The organism is Desulfococcus sp. (genome assembly GCF_041737845.1).
Taxonomy (GTDB): Bacteria; Desulfobacterota; Desulfobacteria; order Desulfobacterales; family Desulfococcaceae; genus Desulfococcus.
In genome coordinates, this window is record NZ_JBGSQX010000060.1 from 1 (window position 1) to 14,089 (window position 14,089).

At 58.3% G+C, this 14,089-nt stretch carries 14 protein-coding genes; 8 read left to right on the forward strand and 6 right to left on the reverse strand.

Features of this window, described 5'->3' with window-relative positions; translation table 11 throughout:
- Positions 1 to 214: lipocalin-like domain-containing protein (locus ACEW8N_RS06615; protein ID WP_373499013.1), on the reverse strand; the 214-nt coding region annotated here is incomplete at its 3' end.
- Here ACEW8N_RS06615 and ACEW8N_RS06620 point away from each other — a divergent pair.
- The 8 genes from ACEW8N_RS06620 to ACEW8N_RS06655 all read left to right on the forward strand — a co-directional run bounded on the left by ACEW8N_RS06620 (position 147) and on the right by ACEW8N_RS06655 (position 8,692).
- Positions 147 to 1,373, forward strand: a complete 1,227-nt coding sequence (locus ACEW8N_RS06620; protein ID WP_373499014.1) for a molybdopterin-dependent oxidoreductase — start codon at positions 147 to 149, stop codon at positions 1,371 to 1,373. The two genes, ACEW8N_RS06615 and ACEW8N_RS06620, sit on opposite strands and share 68 nt — an antisense overlap.
- Before the next feature lie 68 nt (positions 1,374 to 1,441).
- Positions 1,442 to 2,455: an NADH-quinone oxidoreductase subunit NuoH gene (gene nuoH, locus ACEW8N_RS06625; RefSeq protein WP_373499026.1), complete on the forward strand. Its 1,014-nt coding sequence runs from the start codon at positions 1,442 to 1,444 to the stop codon at positions 2,453 to 2,455.
- A 9-nt stretch (positions 2,456 to 2,464) separates the two neighbouring features.
- Entirely contained in the window at positions 2,465 to 3,001 is a 537-nt protein-coding gene (nuoI, locus tag ACEW8N_RS06630) for an NADH-quinone oxidoreductase subunit NuoI (RefSeq protein WP_373499015.1), read from the forward strand.
- A 9-nt stretch (positions 3,002 to 3,010) separates the two neighbouring features.
- Positions 3,011 to 3,538: an NADH-quinone oxidoreductase subunit J gene (locus ACEW8N_RS06635; RefSeq protein WP_373499016.1), complete on the forward strand. Its 528-nt coding sequence runs from the start codon at positions 3,011 to 3,013 to the stop codon at positions 3,536 to 3,538.
- The gene (gene nuoK, locus ACEW8N_RS06640; protein ID WP_373499017.1) at positions 3,535 to 3,849 is read left to right on the forward strand and encodes an NADH-quinone oxidoreductase subunit NuoK; all 315 of its coding nucleotides are present in this window, start codon (positions 3,535 to 3,537) and stop codon (positions 3,847 to 3,849) included. Before ACEW8N_RS06635 ends, nuoK begins: the two co-directional genes overlap by 4 nt.
- Positions 3,850 to 3,887: 38 nt before the next feature.
- A complete protein-coding gene (locus tag ACEW8N_RS06645; protein WP_373499018.1) occupies positions 3,888 to 5,786 on the forward strand; it encodes an NADH-quinone oxidoreductase subunit L in 1,899 nt (632 codons plus the stop codon).
- Positions 5,787 to 5,798: 12 nt separating this feature from the next.
- Positions 5,799 to 7,277, forward strand: coding sequence for a NuoM family protein (locus tag ACEW8N_RS06650; protein ID WP_373499019.1), 1,479 nt, complete (start codon positions 5,799 to 5,801; stop codon positions 7,275 to 7,277).
- Positions 7,277 to 8,692 (forward strand): NADH-quinone oxidoreductase subunit N, encoded by a 1,416-nt coding sequence (locus ACEW8N_RS06655; RefSeq protein WP_373499020.1) that lies wholly within the window; start codon positions 7,277 to 7,279, stop codon positions 8,690 to 8,692. The genes ACEW8N_RS06650 and ACEW8N_RS06655 overlap by 1 nt, the downstream gene beginning before the upstream one ends.
- 47 nt (positions 8,693 to 8,739) lie before the next feature.
- On the opposite strand, the gene ACEW8N_RS06660 is transcribed toward ACEW8N_RS06655, so the two are convergent.
- The 5 genes from ACEW8N_RS06660 to ACEW8N_RS06680 all read right to left on the reverse strand — a co-directional run.
- Positions 8,740 to 8,973: a type II toxin-antitoxin system Phd/YefM family antitoxin gene (locus ACEW8N_RS06660; RefSeq protein WP_373499021.1), complete on the reverse strand. Its 234-nt coding sequence runs from the start codon at positions 8,971 to 8,973 to the stop codon at positions 8,740 to 8,742.
- A 64-nt stretch (positions 8,974 to 9,037) separates the two neighbouring features.
- Entirely contained in the window at positions 9,038 to 10,060 is a 1,023-nt protein-coding gene (aroF, locus tag ACEW8N_RS06665; RefSeq protein WP_373499022.1) for a 3-deoxy-7-phosphoheptulonate synthase, read from the reverse strand.
- A gap of 781 nt (positions 10,061 to 10,841) precedes the next feature.
- The gene (locus ACEW8N_RS06670; protein ID WP_373499023.1) at positions 10,842 to 11,282 is read right to left on the reverse strand and encodes a tellurite resistance TerB family protein; all 441 of its coding nucleotides are present in this window, start codon (positions 11,280 to 11,282) and stop codon (positions 10,842 to 10,844) included.
- Between the two features lie 192 nt (positions 11,283 to 11,474).
- Positions 11,475 to 12,542: a HEAT repeat domain-containing protein gene (locus ACEW8N_RS06675; protein ID WP_373499024.1), complete on the reverse strand. Its 1,068-nt coding sequence runs from the start codon at positions 12,540 to 12,542 to the stop codon at positions 11,475 to 11,477.
- Positions 12,543 to 13,060: 518 nt separating this feature from the next.
- Positions 13,061 to 14,089 (reverse strand): M23 family metallopeptidase (locus ACEW8N_RS06680; RefSeq protein WP_373499025.1); only part of this gene is annotated, 1,029 nt, incomplete at its 5' end.

Consider the following 14,089-nt stretch of genomic DNA (forward strand, 5'->3'; position numbering starts at 1 on the left):
TGCGGAAGAACGTGAACTGGTAGCCGAAGCGCGGCGTGCTCGCGCCCTCCAGGTAGAGGTGTCCGGTGAAGTACCACCATTCGATGGCGTAGCCCGGGTGGCTGCCATGATCCGCGGGGAACGACCACACCGGATCGGGCCTGGCCATGCGCCAGGCGGCCCGGGCCGGTGCGGCGATCCTCGTCCTCGACCCGAGGCCGGTGGCCCTGCCCATGCCGTTCCGCCACTTCCCGATTCTGCCGCAGGAGATCGGATCTGTGTTCGAGTCGGCCTTGGGTCTTGCGGAGAACGCCCCGGCGACTGGAGCCGAGGCCGCTGCGGAAGTGAAGGGGCGGCTCGCTGAAAGCCGCCGCCCGGTCATCCTCTGCGGAACGGACATCGTTCCGGCGTCGCTGCCGGCAACAGCCGCCATGGGTGCTTCGCACCTCAAGGCCTCGGGAAAGGCGGCGGGCCTCTGTTATCTGCTTCCCGGCCCCAATGCCGTAGGTGCGGCCCTCTTCACCGAGGGCGCACATACCGTCGACGGGATGGTGAAAGAGATCGAAGCCGGCCGGATCCGCGCCCTGGTGGTGGTGGAGATGGACCTCTTCCACGCCTGTCCGGACCGCGCGCGCCTGGAAAAGGCCCTGGACCGGCTGGAACTCCTGGTGGTGGTGGATTACATAGACCAGCCAACGGTCCACCGGGCCAACGTTTTTCTGCCGTCAGGCACCGTCTTCGAGGCCGGGGGCATCTTCGTCAACCAGGAAGGCCGGGCCCAGGAGATCCGGCCGGCCTTCAAGGGGGGCATCCCGCTTTCCCAGATCACCGGCGGCGGGCACCCGCCCCGGGAATTCACGTCGGGTGTTCCCGGCGCCGATCCCGTTCCGGCATGGGCGGTCATCGCAGCCCTGGCCGGCGAGGGTCAGGCGTCCCCAACGCCGCTGGGGGGCCTTTTTCCGACTCTGGCCGCCCTGGACGCCTGCCGGCCCTTTCCGGAGGCCGGCGTGCTGCTGGACAGTGCTCTGGGCCTGACGGTCCGGATCCCTCCGCCGCCGGAGGCCGACGCGGCGGGCATCGATGGTGCGTTCGAACTGATCCTCACGGGCCAGACCTTCGGTACCGAGGAACTCTCTGCCCATTCCCCGTGCCTCCGGGCCGCGGAAGCGCCTCCCCGGGCCGTGATGCATGAAGCGGACGCCGCAGCCCTGGGGCTTTCCGACGGCGATCTCATCGCCATCGAGGGCGTGTCCGGCCGCCTGTCGCTTCCGCTTCGGACCGTCCAAAATATGGCCCCGGGCGTTCTGGTGATCCCGAGACACCGGCGCCTCCGCTGGCAGGTCCTGGGGGAGGGCAGGCGGTGGTTGGAGAAGAAGAGGATCAGGAGGGGCTGAAGGCTTCGGGCGAGAGGCGAGAGGCTATAGGCTGAAGACCGAAGTTTTTTCCTTCAGCATTCAAGCGAATTACTTCACTATGGACCGCTGAACCTATGTCAAACTGGATCGCCGGATTTGTTGTATTGATGGCCAAGATCGGGGTGGTGCTGGCCGTGCTCCTGCTGTCGGCGGCCTATCTCGTGTGGGCCGAGCGCAAGCTCCTGGGCCGGCTGCAGGTCCGTCTGGGGCCCAACCGGGCCGGGAAATTCGGCCTGCTCCAGCCCATCGCGGACGCCCTCAAGATGCTCTGCAAGGAGGACATCGTCCCTTCGGCCGCGGACCGGGTCATTTTTCTGCTGGCCCCGGCGGTGGTGGCCCTGACGGCGCTCCTGATGTTCGCCGTCGTGCCCTTCGGCCCGCCCCTGGTTCTATGGGGCCGGGAGATCCCCCAGGTGGTCGCGGACATCAACGTGGCGCTCCTCTATGTATTCGCCCTGTCGACTTTAGGGGTGTACGGCGTGGCCCTGGGCGGGTGGGCCTCCAATTCCAAGTTCGCCCTCCTGGGCGGCATCCGCGGGGCGGCCCAGATGATCAGTTATGAACTGGCCCTGGGGCTGTCGCTGATCCCCGTGGTCATGATCTCGGGCTCCTTCAGCCTGGTGGAGATTGTCAATGCCCAGGCGGACATGCCCTTCATCGTCTTCCAGCCCATCTCGTTCATGATCTTCGTCATCGCCGCCATGGCCGAGAGCAAGCGGATCCCCTTTGATCTCCCCGAGGCGGAAAACGAGCTGGGCGCCGGGTTCCACACCGAATACAGCGGCATGCGCTTCGGGCTTTTTTTCATCGGCGAGTACGTCCATATCCAGGTCCTGGGGGCGCTCACCGCCGTTTTCTTCCTGGGCGGGTGGCGCGGGCCGTTCCTGCCGGGGCCGGTGTGGCTTTTTGTCAAGATCGTCCTGGTGGCCCTGGTCATGATCTGGATCCGGGGGACCCTGCCGCGGCTCCGGTACGACCAGCTCATGGCCCTGGGGTGGAAGGTGCTGATCCCGGCCTCCCTCGTCAACATCCTGATCACCGGCGCGTTTGTGCTGATATAAAGGAAGCTTATGGCGGATATTTTCGACGGCATCAAGGCGATCGGCACCGGGTTTTCCACGACTCTCAAACACCTGTTCCGGCGGCCCATCACGGAGGAGTACCCGGAATACAAACGGCCCCTGCCGGAGCGGTCCCGGGCCCGGATCGTCCTTACGAGGGACCCCAACGGCGACGAGCGGTGCGTGGCCTGCTACCTCTGCTCCGCCGTCTGCCCGGTGAGCTGCATCTCCATGCAGTCCGCCGAAAAAAGCGACGGCAGGCGATACGCCCGGTGGTTCCGCATCAATTTCGGCCGGTGCATCTACTGCGGCCTTTGCGAGGAGGCCTGCCCGACCGCTGCGATCCAGCTCACGCCCGACTTCGAGAACTGCCGGCGGGACATTCTCACCCTGGTCTACGAAAAGGAAGACCTCCTGGTCGACCACTGCGGCAAGGACCCGGAATACAATTTCTACCGGCACGCGGGCATCGCCACCCGCAGCGGCGGCAAGGGCGAGCACATCGGCGAGGAGAAGCCGGTCAACGTCAAGAGCAATCTACCGTAAAGGGCCGACATGACGATTTTATCAACCCTTTTCTATCTTCTTTCGGCGCTCATCCTGGCCTCCACGGCCGTGGCCGTGACCCGGCGCAACCTGGTCCACGCGGTGATCTACCTTGTGATCTCCTTCTTCGGCAGCGCGCTCCTCTTCTACCTTCTGGGTGCCCCGCTCCTGGCCGCCCTCGAGGTCATCATCTATGCCGGGGCCATCATGATTCTCTTCCTGTTTATCGTCATGATGCTGCGCATGGAGGGGGTCGAGGAGCGGCTCTTCCCCCTGAAGCAGTGGCTGCCCGCCGTGGGTGTCTGCTTCCTCTACGCGGTGGTCCTGGTCATGCTGCTGATCTCCGGAGGCGGTGACGGCGAGCCCATGACCGCGGCCTCGGTGGAGCCGAAGGTCTTCGGCCAGTTCCTCTTCCAGCGCCACTGGCTGGCCATCGAGATCGTCTCCCTGCTGCTCTTGATCGCCCTGGTGGGCGTTCTGCGTCTGGGCAAGGACACCGGAAAGAAGCCCGGCGGGGAAGGGGAGGTGACGCCATGATCGGTTCCTATGCCCACGTCCTGGTTCTGGCCGGGCTCCTCTTTCTCATGGGGATGTTCTGCCTTATCTCCCGGCGCAACCTGATCATGATGGTGCTGGGGCTGGAGATCATGCTCAACGCGTCGGCCGTGGCCTTTGTGGGCGCGGCCCTGCGGTGGCAGCACCTGGACGGCCAGGCCATGGCGATCTTCATCATCGCGGTGGCCGCGGCAGAGGTTTCCATCGGGCTGGGGCTCATTGTCTGGATCTACCGCAGGACCGGCACCGTGGACGCGGGCTGCATCGAAACCGATGCCTGCCGCATTGACTGACCCTCTCGGCTGACTGAAAGAGGACCGGAGCACAGACGATGATACAGATTCTACAGACCGCGGGCCCCCTGCCGACGGCGACCCTCTGGGCCGCGGGGGCGGCCTCGCTTCTCCCCCTGATCGCCTTCGGGCTCATCATGGTATTCTTCCTGAGGCGGCCGAGATGGGCGGCCGGGATATCCATCGGTGCGATTACCGGCGCGCTTTCCGCCGCCGTTTTTCTCCTGGCGCGCCACTGGGGGATGACCGCCCCGGCCGAGTGGTCCGTGTCCTGGGCCGTGTCGGGGGAGGTGATGGTCCCTTTCGGCTTTCTGATCGACCCCCTGAGCCTCCTCATGATGGTCATCGTCACCGTCATCTGCTTTCTGGTCCAGGTCTATTCCCTGGGCTACATGGCGGGCGACCCGGGATTCGGGAGGTATTACGGGTGCATGTCCCTCTTTGCCTGGGCCATGATCACCCTCTCCATCTCCGCCACTCTCCTGCAGCTCTACATCTTCTGGGAACTGGTGGGCCTGGCCTCCTATCTGCTCATCGGCTTCTGGTTTGAAAAGTGGAGTGCCAGCACCGCGGGCAAGAAGGCCTTTGTCATGACCCGCCTGGGGGACGTGGCCTTTTTCATGGGGATCATCCTGGTGCTCCTCCACCTGGGCAACCTGAACATCCTGAAGATCAACGACCCGGAGGTGCGGGCCGCCATGTCGCCCGCCATGATCACCACAGCGGCCCTCCTGATCTTCGGGGGCGTCATCGGCAAGAGCGCCCAGTTCCCGCTCCTCACCTGGCTGCCCGACGCCATGGAGGGGCCGACGCCCGTGAGCGCGCTCCTCCATTCCGCCACCATGGTGGCCGCGGGGGTCTTTCTCTTTGCGCGGGTCCATCCCTTCTTCAGCCTGTCGGCCACGGCCATGACCGTCTGTCTCCTGATCGGCACCGTCAGCATGCTGCTCGCCTCCACCATGGCCATGGTCAGCCGCGACATCAAGCAGGTCTGGGCCTATTCCACCGTGAGCCAGCTGGGCTTCATGATCATGGGCCTGGGGGCCGGCGGGTATTTCGCGGGCGTCTTCCACCTCACCACCCACGCGGGCTTCAAGGCCCTGCTCTTTCTCTGCTCGGGGGTCTTTATCCACGCCTTTCACACCAACGACATGTTCGAGATCGGCCGGTCAGGCGGGAGGGCGCTCAGGGTGCCCATGCTCTGCATGACGGTGGCTGCAGCGGCCCTCTCGGGGCTGCCGCCCTTTTCGGGGTTTTTCAGCAAGGAGGCGATCCTGGGGGTTCTGGCCGGATTGGACAATCCGGTCTGGCTTTGGGCCGCGCTTTTCGGGGCCTTCCTGACCGCCTATTACACCTTCCGCCTCATCTTTGTCATCCTCTTCCCCCGGCATCCGGCGCCCGAAGCCCACGGGGCGGATCACGGCCACGGGGGAGGCCGGACGGAATATTGGATCATGGCCGGACCGCTCCTGGTTCTGGCCGCCGTCACCCTCTTCCTGGGGCCTTTCCAGTTCGAACTGGAGGGCTTCCTCGGATACGGAAAAGCTCATGCCGCTGCCCACCACGGCTGGCTCGTCTACGCGGCCCTTGGGGCCGCCGTCTCGGGACTTGCCCTGGCCTGGATCGAGTTCGGGCGCCGGGGGGCGACCCAGGCGGGGGTGGTGGAGCGCATCCCGAGGCTTCATGACCTCTTTGCCGAGCGGTGGTATATCGACCGGTTCTACCGGCGGTTCCTGGACACGGTCATCTACGCCTGGATCTCCCGGGGCTGCACCGAGAACGACCGGCGGGTGATCGACGGCGGCGTCGACGGCATCGGCCGGGGTGCGGCGGCCGGGGGGCGTATCCTGGCGGGCCTGCACCTGGGGATGATCCAGTACAAGCTGATGGTCATGTTCGCCGTGGTCTTCATGCTGGCAATTTACTTCTTCTTTTAGGATGACGATCTGATGCATACGGAGCTTGCCGATCTTCCATATCTCTCCGCCATTCTCCTGAGCTGCCTCATCGGGCTCCTCGTGATCATGGCGATGCCCGGCCACCGGACCCGCGAGATCAAGTGGGTGAGCGCCGCCTTTTCCGGCCTGACCCTGATCCTCTCCGTCTACCTGTTTGCCGCCTATGATCGCGAGCAGGGCGGCCTCCAGTTCGTGGAGCGGCTGGAGTGGATTCCGCAACTCGGCATCTCCTACCACCACGGCGCCGACGGGTTCAGCCTGCCCATGCTGCTCCTGACTGGCATCGTCTTTTTCACGGGCGTTTTGACCATGTGGGAGCTGGAGCGCCGGGTCAAGGAGTTCTTCGCCCTCATCTTCCTTTTGGTGGCCGGAGTCTTCGGGATGTTCATGGCCCTAGACCTCTTCTTCATCTTCGTCTGGTTTGACGTCTCCCTCTTTCCCATGTACCTCCTGATCGCCATCTGGGGCAGCACCCGCAAGGAGTATGCGGCCATGAAGCTGACCCTCTATCTCCTGGCCGGAAGCGCCCTCATCCTGCCGGCCATCGTCTACCTGGTGGTCCAGTCGGGCATGGGGACCTTCGACCTGGTGGCTTTGAGCGCTCCGGGTACCTTCGGCCCGGGGGTCCAGAAATTCGCGTTTCTGCTGCTCTACATCGGGTTCGGGATCCTGGCGGGCGTATGGCCGTTCCATACCTGGTCGCCGGTGGGCCACGTGGCCGCGCCCACGGCGGTGAGCATGATCCACGCGGGCGTGCTTATGAAGATCGGGGCCTTCGGCGTGCTGCGGGTGGGGATGTTCCTCTGCCCCGAAGGGTGGCAGTTCTGGGCGCCCCTCATGGCCCTGCTCGCCACCGTGGGGATCGTCTACGGCGCCTTCGCGGGCCTGAGCCAGACCGACCTCAAGTACTGCATCGGCTATTCCAGCGTCTCCCACATGGGGATCGTGGGCCTGGGGCTCGCCACCATGACCGTGGACGGGATCAACGGCGCGGTCTTCCAGATGTTTGCCCACGGGGTGATGACGGCCCTCTTCTTCTCGTCGGTGGGCTACATCTACGACCGGACCCACACCAAGATGATCGCGGAGCTGGGGGGCCTGGGACGGACCATGCCCGTGGCAACCACCTATTTCATCATCGCGGCCCTGACAGGCATCGGCGTGCCTTGCCTGGCCAGTTTCTGGGCGGAGCTGCTGGTGTTCATCTCGTCTTTCAAGGTCTACCCCGTCTACGGCATCATCGCCATATCGGGCCTGGTGGTGAGCGCACTCTTCATGCTCCGGGTGGTGCAGCAAACCTGCTACGGCCCCGCGAACGAGAAGTTCGCCCACCTGAAGGACGTGCCCTTCACCCTGGGCATTCCCCGGATGATCCTGGTGTCGGTCATCGTGCTCTTCGGCCTTTTCCCGTCCCTCATGCTCGACGTGATCCGGACGGCGACAATCCCGTTTCTCCATAGGTTGCCATAATGAACTGGATGATCTTCAGCCCCGAACTCTGCTGCTTGGTGACGGCGCTCGTATTTCTTTGTCTTGCCATGGCCCCGGCGGATGCAAGGCGGGATTATGTTGTGGCCCTGGCTCTCACCGGCCTGGCCCTGTGCGTCTCCCTGGCCGGGCTCCACGCCGGGGGCGAGCTGTTCCACGGCACCTACCGCGTCGACCTTTTCTCCCAGGTCTTCAAGTCGATGCTCCTCATGGGGCTCTTTCTGGTGGTTTTCATCAGCTCGGCCCTCAACGGCATCGAGCATCGGTATCATCCGGAATATTACATGCTGCTTTCCGTCTGCACCCTGGCCATGATGATGCTGGTGAGCGCGGTCCACATCCTCACTCTCTACGTGGCCCTGGAGCTGTCGAGCTACAGCCTCTACATCCTCGTTTTTCTGCGGAAGGGGAGGGACCAGGGCATGGCCTCGGGCATGAAGTTCTTTCTCATCGGGGCCTCGGCCTCCGCCACCATGCTCTTCGGCCTGGCTTTGCTCTACGGGGCCACCAACGCCGCCTATTTCCGGGTCATGGTGGAGGTGATCCCCGGCATGATCCACCAGCCGGAGGTCATTCTGGGCCTGGCGCTCACCCTCTGCGGCTTCTTCTTCAAGATGGCGGTCTTTCCGTTCCATTTCTGGGCCCCGGATGTCTACGAAGGGGCGGCCCACCAGGTGGCGGCCTACATCTCCACCGTCTCCAAGGTCGCCGTGATCGCCGTCCTGCTCCGGATGGTTGCCCTGAGCGGCGGGGCCTCGACCCATCTCGTCCATTTTCTGGCCATCCTCGCCATCGTCTCCATGACCGTGGGCAACCTCACGGCCATCGCCCAGAAGGACCTCAAGCGGCTCCTCGCCTTTTCCAGCATCGCCCAGGCCGGCTACGTGATGGTGGGGATCCTCTGCATCAGCCCCGAGGGCAACGCCGCCGCCACGTTCTACGCCCTCACGGTCCTGCTCCTCAAGTTCACCTGCTTCCTGGTGGTGGTCCAGGTGGCCTTTGACGGCGACAACATCGACATCGCCCGCCTGGCCGGTCTCCACCGCCGGTCTCCGGTCATGGCCCTGGCCCTCATGACGGCCCTCTTCGGCCTGGCCGGGATCCCGCCCACCATCGGGTTCACGGGAAAGCTCCTCATCTTCACGGCGGCCATGGAGAAGGGCTATTTCGCCCTGGTTCTCATCGCCATGTTCAACGTGGTGATCTCCCTTTACTACTATCTCCTGGTGGTGCGGGCCGCCTATCTCCTCGATCCCGAGGAGGGGGCGGGCGAGCTTTCCCCCATGCCCGGCGCCGGGATCCTCGCCGGCGTCCTGGCTGCCGCCATCGTCGTCCTGGGGATCTACCCCGCGCCCCTCATGGATCTCATCCAGGCCGCGGCGACGGCGCTGGGGTAGGTTGCATCAGCCATTCAACCGAGAGGATCGTGATCTTTCAGGCCTGTCTAAATACGATCCTCTCTGCTTTCCGAGACGATTTCGCTTGTCGGCTTGCCTTTGGTTTCGATCGCTTCGCCATAAAAATCGGGCCAGTCAATCTCTTTTGTCGGTTCGATGGCGGTGAGTAGGGCTACCGGCTCCCCCCGCCTCGTGATAGTGATCTTTTCCCCGGCCTGGATATTTTTCAACACCTGCCCGAAATTCCGTTGAACCTGGCGGACCGTCATCACGGTTTCCATAGCTATTCTCCTTCAGGTTTCCGTTTCCTATGACCTGAAGTATCCTGATGTCTGGCGGACAGCGTTAAATCGCATCCGCCCCGTTGTGGAGGATCTTGAAGATGGCGTCGACCTGGCGGCAGAGGGCCGCGAACTGCTCCGGATAGAGGGACTGGGCTCCGTCGCTCATGGCCTTTTCCGGCTCGTGGTGGACCTCCACCATGAGGCCGTGGGCCCCCACCGCCACCGCGGCCCGGCTGAGGGGGATGACCTGGTCCCGGCGCCCGGCGGCGTGGCTGGGGTCGATGACGATGGGCAGGTGGCTCTCCTTGCGCACCACGGGAACGGCCGAGACGTCGAGGGTGTTCCGGCTGTGGTTGACGAAGGTGCGAACCCCCCGCTCGCAGAGGATGACTCGGGTGTTTCCCCCTTCAAGGATGTATTCCGCCGCCATGAGCCATTCATCGACGGTGGCGGCAAGGCCGCGCTTGAGGAACACCGGCTTCCGGGATTGGCCGGCCCGCTTGAGGAGGCTGAAGTTCTGCATGTTCCGGGTGCCGATCTGGATGATGTCGGTGTAGGACTCCACCAGGTCGAAGGTCTCGTCGTCCATCACCTCCGTGACGACGGGCATGCCGGTGATCTCGCGCACCTTGGCCAAAATCTTGAGCCCCTCCTCGCCCAGCCCCTGGAAGGAATAGGGGGAGGTGCGCGGCTTGAAGGCCCCGCCCCGGAAAATATGGGCGCCGGCCGCCTTGACCTTTTCCGCAATGGTCAGGGCCTGGATTTCGCTCTCGATAGCGCAGGGGCCGGCCATGATCGTGAGGTGGCCGTTGCCGATGGTGACCCCGCCCACGGTGATGATCGTATCCTCGGGCTGGGTCTCCCGGCTCACCAGCTTGTATGGTCGGGTGATGGGGATGGTGTCTTTCACGCCGGGAATCCCGATGAAGAGCGAGGCGTCCACCGCCCCCTTGTTCCGCAGCACGCCGATGGCCACGCGTTCGCCGCCGGGGATCGGCCTGGGGGTGTATCCTTTTTCCTCGATGATTTTGACGACATTTTCGATCTGTTCTGGGGTTGCGGTTTTCTCCATTACAACCAGCATGACGGTTTCCTCCTTGAGTTGTCAAACAAAAAAAGGGCTGCGGTGGTTTGCTCCCGCAGCCCCTTCTAAACAAAAGAACCGCGAGCCAGGCGGCCCGCGGTTCATGGAATCTTTTTGGTATATCCGGTGTCAGATGCTCGTGAATCGGTCGGCCCACCTTTGGCGCTTGTTGAGCCACCACCACCAGCTATTAGCCTTGCCGATTTCGATCATTGTTTCACCTTATTTGGATTCGATAACTGCGTGACCCATACCGGATCCCGGGGACGGCGTCAAGGAAATTCTTATGCGAGACCTAACATGCTAAATTTCGTTCCTGATTCAAGGAGCTTTTTGGGTCGGAACGGCATCAAGAGTAGTATTGCAGCAAACAACATCTTGTATTTGTTGGTCGTTTTTAGGTCCAGGTCATGTTCGAACTAATGATACTCGATGTTCAAGTTTTTCGAGCTATCATAGGGTTAGCCGGATAGCATTTGATCGTAACTAATCGATTTTAAATGATCAGGGCTGTGAAACTCTTAAAATTTCGATCCAGCAAATTCAATCGGTTATAAAAAACTTGAACATCGAGTGATAGGCTTTAGTTGACTGTTCCCTTTCCGTTACAGACCCCACATTTCACGCTTCCAGATCCATTGCAGTTCTTGCACTGGGTAGATCCCCCAAATGTTCCGCCAAGACGACCAGTTCCTTTGCATTGCGGACACTTAGTACCTCCAGTACCGTTACACTTCTTACAGTTTGTACTCATGAGAAAGCTCCATTTATAGAGTGACGTTTAGTTCCGATTCTTTACTTCCATAACGCGAACGACCTGCATGGCAAGGTCGTCTGGAATACCAAGCTGCTGTTGTAATGTTTCAAGCAAGACTTTTTCTTCCTCTTCGACACTGCCATCAGCGAAAATAAGGTCAGCCGATACAGCAAAAGCAGCCTCACGCAATTCTGAAGGTAGGACCTCCGCTGATTTGGTAAGTAACTCTTTTGCACTTGACCGCTTAAGTATACCGAACAGTTTGTCAATCATTGCAAGATGTTCAGAAGCAGATTGAGTCTGGAAGAGCTTCATTCGACTGATGACGGCATTGAATCCAGCTACCTCCTCGTCCGATATGTGCCCATCTGCAGCGACTGTTGCAAGCATTATCCCTGCAAACGCTTCGGGCTTTGAAAGATTTGAATTGCTACTGCTTGAAAAAATCTTGTCAAACAATCCCATTGCTTCATCCTCCCTTATGCCGCTTTTGAAAAAGAAGTAGCGCCGCAGCGGCGAGTTGGTGCCACCCCAGCGAGGTTTTTACCAAATGTCAAACAACCAGAATATATTTTCAAGAGATCACTTCAAACGCTTCTCTAAAAATATTTTGGACAAGAGTCGTAAGAATAAGAGATAACATACAAATTATATTAATTATTTCTGCTCCATTATCATGCTAATCGCCTCTTCATAATAATATCGGACATCCGGATCTGCCTCGTTATCATATGCCTTGCGGAGTGCCTGTAAGGCTCGCTCGGGTTCATTCGATGCAGTCAGTGCAATGGCTGCGACCGAGCGCTCTGCAGGATCAGCATCCGGTTCGCTGAGATAAGACTCATAACAATCTTGATCAAATACCTCGCCGTGAGTATTCGCCCATTCATACGCCGCATCGCCCGCACCTTCAATCGAAACGATATTCTCTTTGCCAAGCAGCATTATTCCCTCAATGGTTTTGGAGTCTTCTAAATCTTGGAAGGATTCCAAAATCTGGTTGACTTTCTGGGTATCTCCTCTTTGGTCAGCATCTTGTGCCTGGTAAAAAAGCATCATGGGGTGATTGATCTTTTGAAGATCTTCAAGCGCTGCATTTGTAGCTTGGTATTCGATGCTTTCCGCTAACAGTTTTCCGGTTTTTTCGCGATGCGGATTCAGGCGAATCGCTTTTTGAATAGCGTATTGCAAATCTTCCGGCAACTCCCTAAAGGGCAAAGTCGGCACTTCGCCATTAACGATTGATATCAATACTTCGGTTGCACCACTGCTATCCGTACCTGCCAACACCAGGAGCAATCGGTCCTTCAAGTCGGCCTGCTCCAACTCGTGAGCCGCATTGAACAATTCAACCAGCGCAAGTGCTTCCTCTTTGGTTCCAGGCTTGATCCAATTCTGCGCCATCAACACTTTGGAGGCCTCATCATTTGAAGGATCGTAAAGAAAATCCAGAATACCGTCAACGCAATCCGGACATGTTTCCGGTGCTTCCCATTCGCTTACTCTATACAAATCACCTTGAGATGAGGCGCCTGGAGCAGTTTTATTGATCGGGCTGGACCTGTCGTTCATGGTTGGTAGCAACTGGTTGCCTGATGGTTTAGGATTTCTGGAATGTACCATCCCGCTACTGGGCGTTTTTGCGCTATGACGAACAATTGTTATTTCAGAATTCTTGCCCAAAGCTTGCTTTTCTTCTCCCGTGTTCTTCAATTCATTTTTCATGCGCATCTCCTCTGATAGATTTGAAAAATAGCTGAAGAAGAGAAGGCATACTGTTATACAAAAAACTGTAGTAAGATATACTTTTTTGGAGGGTTTCATATCTTGATGACCATTGCAAAAAAAGTAAAGTTGATGGTGAATGATCGTTCGCCATCTTGTTATCAATAGAGGAACAATAAATCCAATTCAATTCTAAAATTATGGAAACGCCTTTATATTCGTCTCATTGCTGTTTCTGAAATTGACAATTGACATATTTATACTCGATGTTCAAGTTTTTCGGGCTATCATAGGTTTCGCCGGATAGCAATTGATCGTAACAAATTGATATTACATGATCGGGGCTGTGAAACCCTTAAAATTTCGATCCAGTAAATTCAATCTGTTATAAAAAAATTGAACATCGAGTTATATTGGTTTTTATCTATTTTTTTTAACGAATCGATGTGCAATACAATATTGATTGATCCAATTGGTACGATTCATTCTATGCCATTAAAGGTAAATTCTTTGGATGTTTATTGTCCACGCATAAACTTCACTGGGTCTCGCCATCCCTGACCTTCCAAAGCGGTAATGCTTGTACCAGCAGCTGTATATCCCCAGCCTGACTCTATATAATCCGTTTTAACACCCAGATGTAGATGATCATTGCTTGGTGTTCTGACATTGTTGGAGTTATACGATCCACGTAAGTTACCCAAAGGCTGATATTTTTTTACTGAGGCGTTATCCGTTAAAGAACTACTTAAATGTCCGTAATATACAAAACGATCGAGTGATGGGTAATAGATAACGAGAAACGAATTCCAATAATTTAGATACTCACTCCCAGAATTTTTGTTTGTATTATTGATGCGTACAACACCATCACCTATGCTATATACGATAGTGTTGATTGGCTTCATTATATCCACTCCTGTATGCGTTCCACCAAAAGCCTGAGCACCAAAGGGGGTAGCTATAGTTACTGAACTAATGGGAACAGTCAAGTTAGCGGCAAGAGGGTAATAGATATAGTTGTTATTTATCGCAAGATTGATGGAATACGCATAGGAGCCGGTTGTTGCCCCATACCCACCGTTGTTATAGCCTCGGAAACGTACTTTCAGCTTCTTGTTCTGTCCGGCGCTGGCATAGACTTGGAATGTCCCGGAGGAGCCGGTGATGTATCCATCGTTGGCGCTTGAAGTTGGTACCGGAGGGTCAACCGGGGTGGTTCCGTCGGTTGTAGTACGGATTGTGTAATAAATCCGGCTAGCATTGGTGCTGCTGACGCTCACATTCCGAGGACTGCTGGTCCAGGTTCCAAATGTTGGATTGACGGATACCGGCCCTATCGGTACAAAAAAGTTCACCCTCAAACCGTAAGCACCAAGTCCAGTGCTGCTGTAATGCCGTACCGTGATGTAATACGTCCCTGCCGTCACAGGCGACGAGAAGGAAAAATTTTTTCCATCACCAGCAGCATCATCATCGTATTTGATATTTGAACAGCCGGAGTTTTTCAAATATCCATACGTGTCGGTAGTGCCGGTTGAATAGGC

Bases quoted from the DNA above. Each gene is read 5' to 3' on its own strand.
- ACEW8N_RS06650 (WP_373499019.1), top strand. From the start codon at position 5,799: ATGCATACGGAGCTTGCCGATCTTCCATATCTCTCCGCCATTCTCCTG.
- ACEW8N_RS06675 (WP_373499024.1), bottom strand. From the start codon at position 12,542: ATGAAAAATGAATTGAAGAACACGGGAGAAGAAAAGCAAGCTTTGGGC.
- ACEW8N_RS06670 (WP_373499023.1), bottom strand. From the start codon at position 11,282: ATGGGATTGTTTGACAAGATTTTTTCAAGCAGTAGCAATTCAAATCTT.
- ACEW8N_RS06635 (WP_373499016.1), top strand. From the start codon at position 3,011: ATGACGATTTTATCAACCCTTTTCTATCTTCTTTCGGCGCTCATCCTG.
- nuoI (WP_373499015.1), top strand. From the start codon at position 2,465: ATGGCGGATATTTTCGACGGCATCAAGGCGATCGGCACCGGGTTTTCC.
- nuoK (WP_373499017.1), top strand. From the start codon at position 3,535: ATGATCGGTTCCTATGCCCACGTCCTGGTTCTGGCCGGGCTCCTCTTT.
- aroF (WP_373499022.1), bottom strand. From the start codon at position 10,060: ATGCTGGTTGTAATGGAGAAAACCGCAACCCCAGAACAGATCGAAAAT.
- ACEW8N_RS06655 (WP_373499020.1), top strand. From the start codon at position 7,277: ATGAACTGGATGATCTTCAGCCCCGAACTCTGCTGCTTGGTGACGGCG.
- ACEW8N_RS06620 (WP_373499014.1), top strand. From the start codon at position 147: ATGCGCCAGGCGGCCCGGGCCGGTGCGGCGATCCTCGTCCTCGACCCG.
- ACEW8N_RS06660 (WP_373499021.1), bottom strand. From the start codon at position 8,973: ATGGAAACCGTGATGACGGTCCGCCAGGTTCAACGGAATTTCGGGCAG.
- ACEW8N_RS06645 (WP_373499018.1), top strand. From the start codon at position 3,888: ATGATACAGATTCTACAGACCGCGGGCCCCCTGCCGACGGCGACCCTC.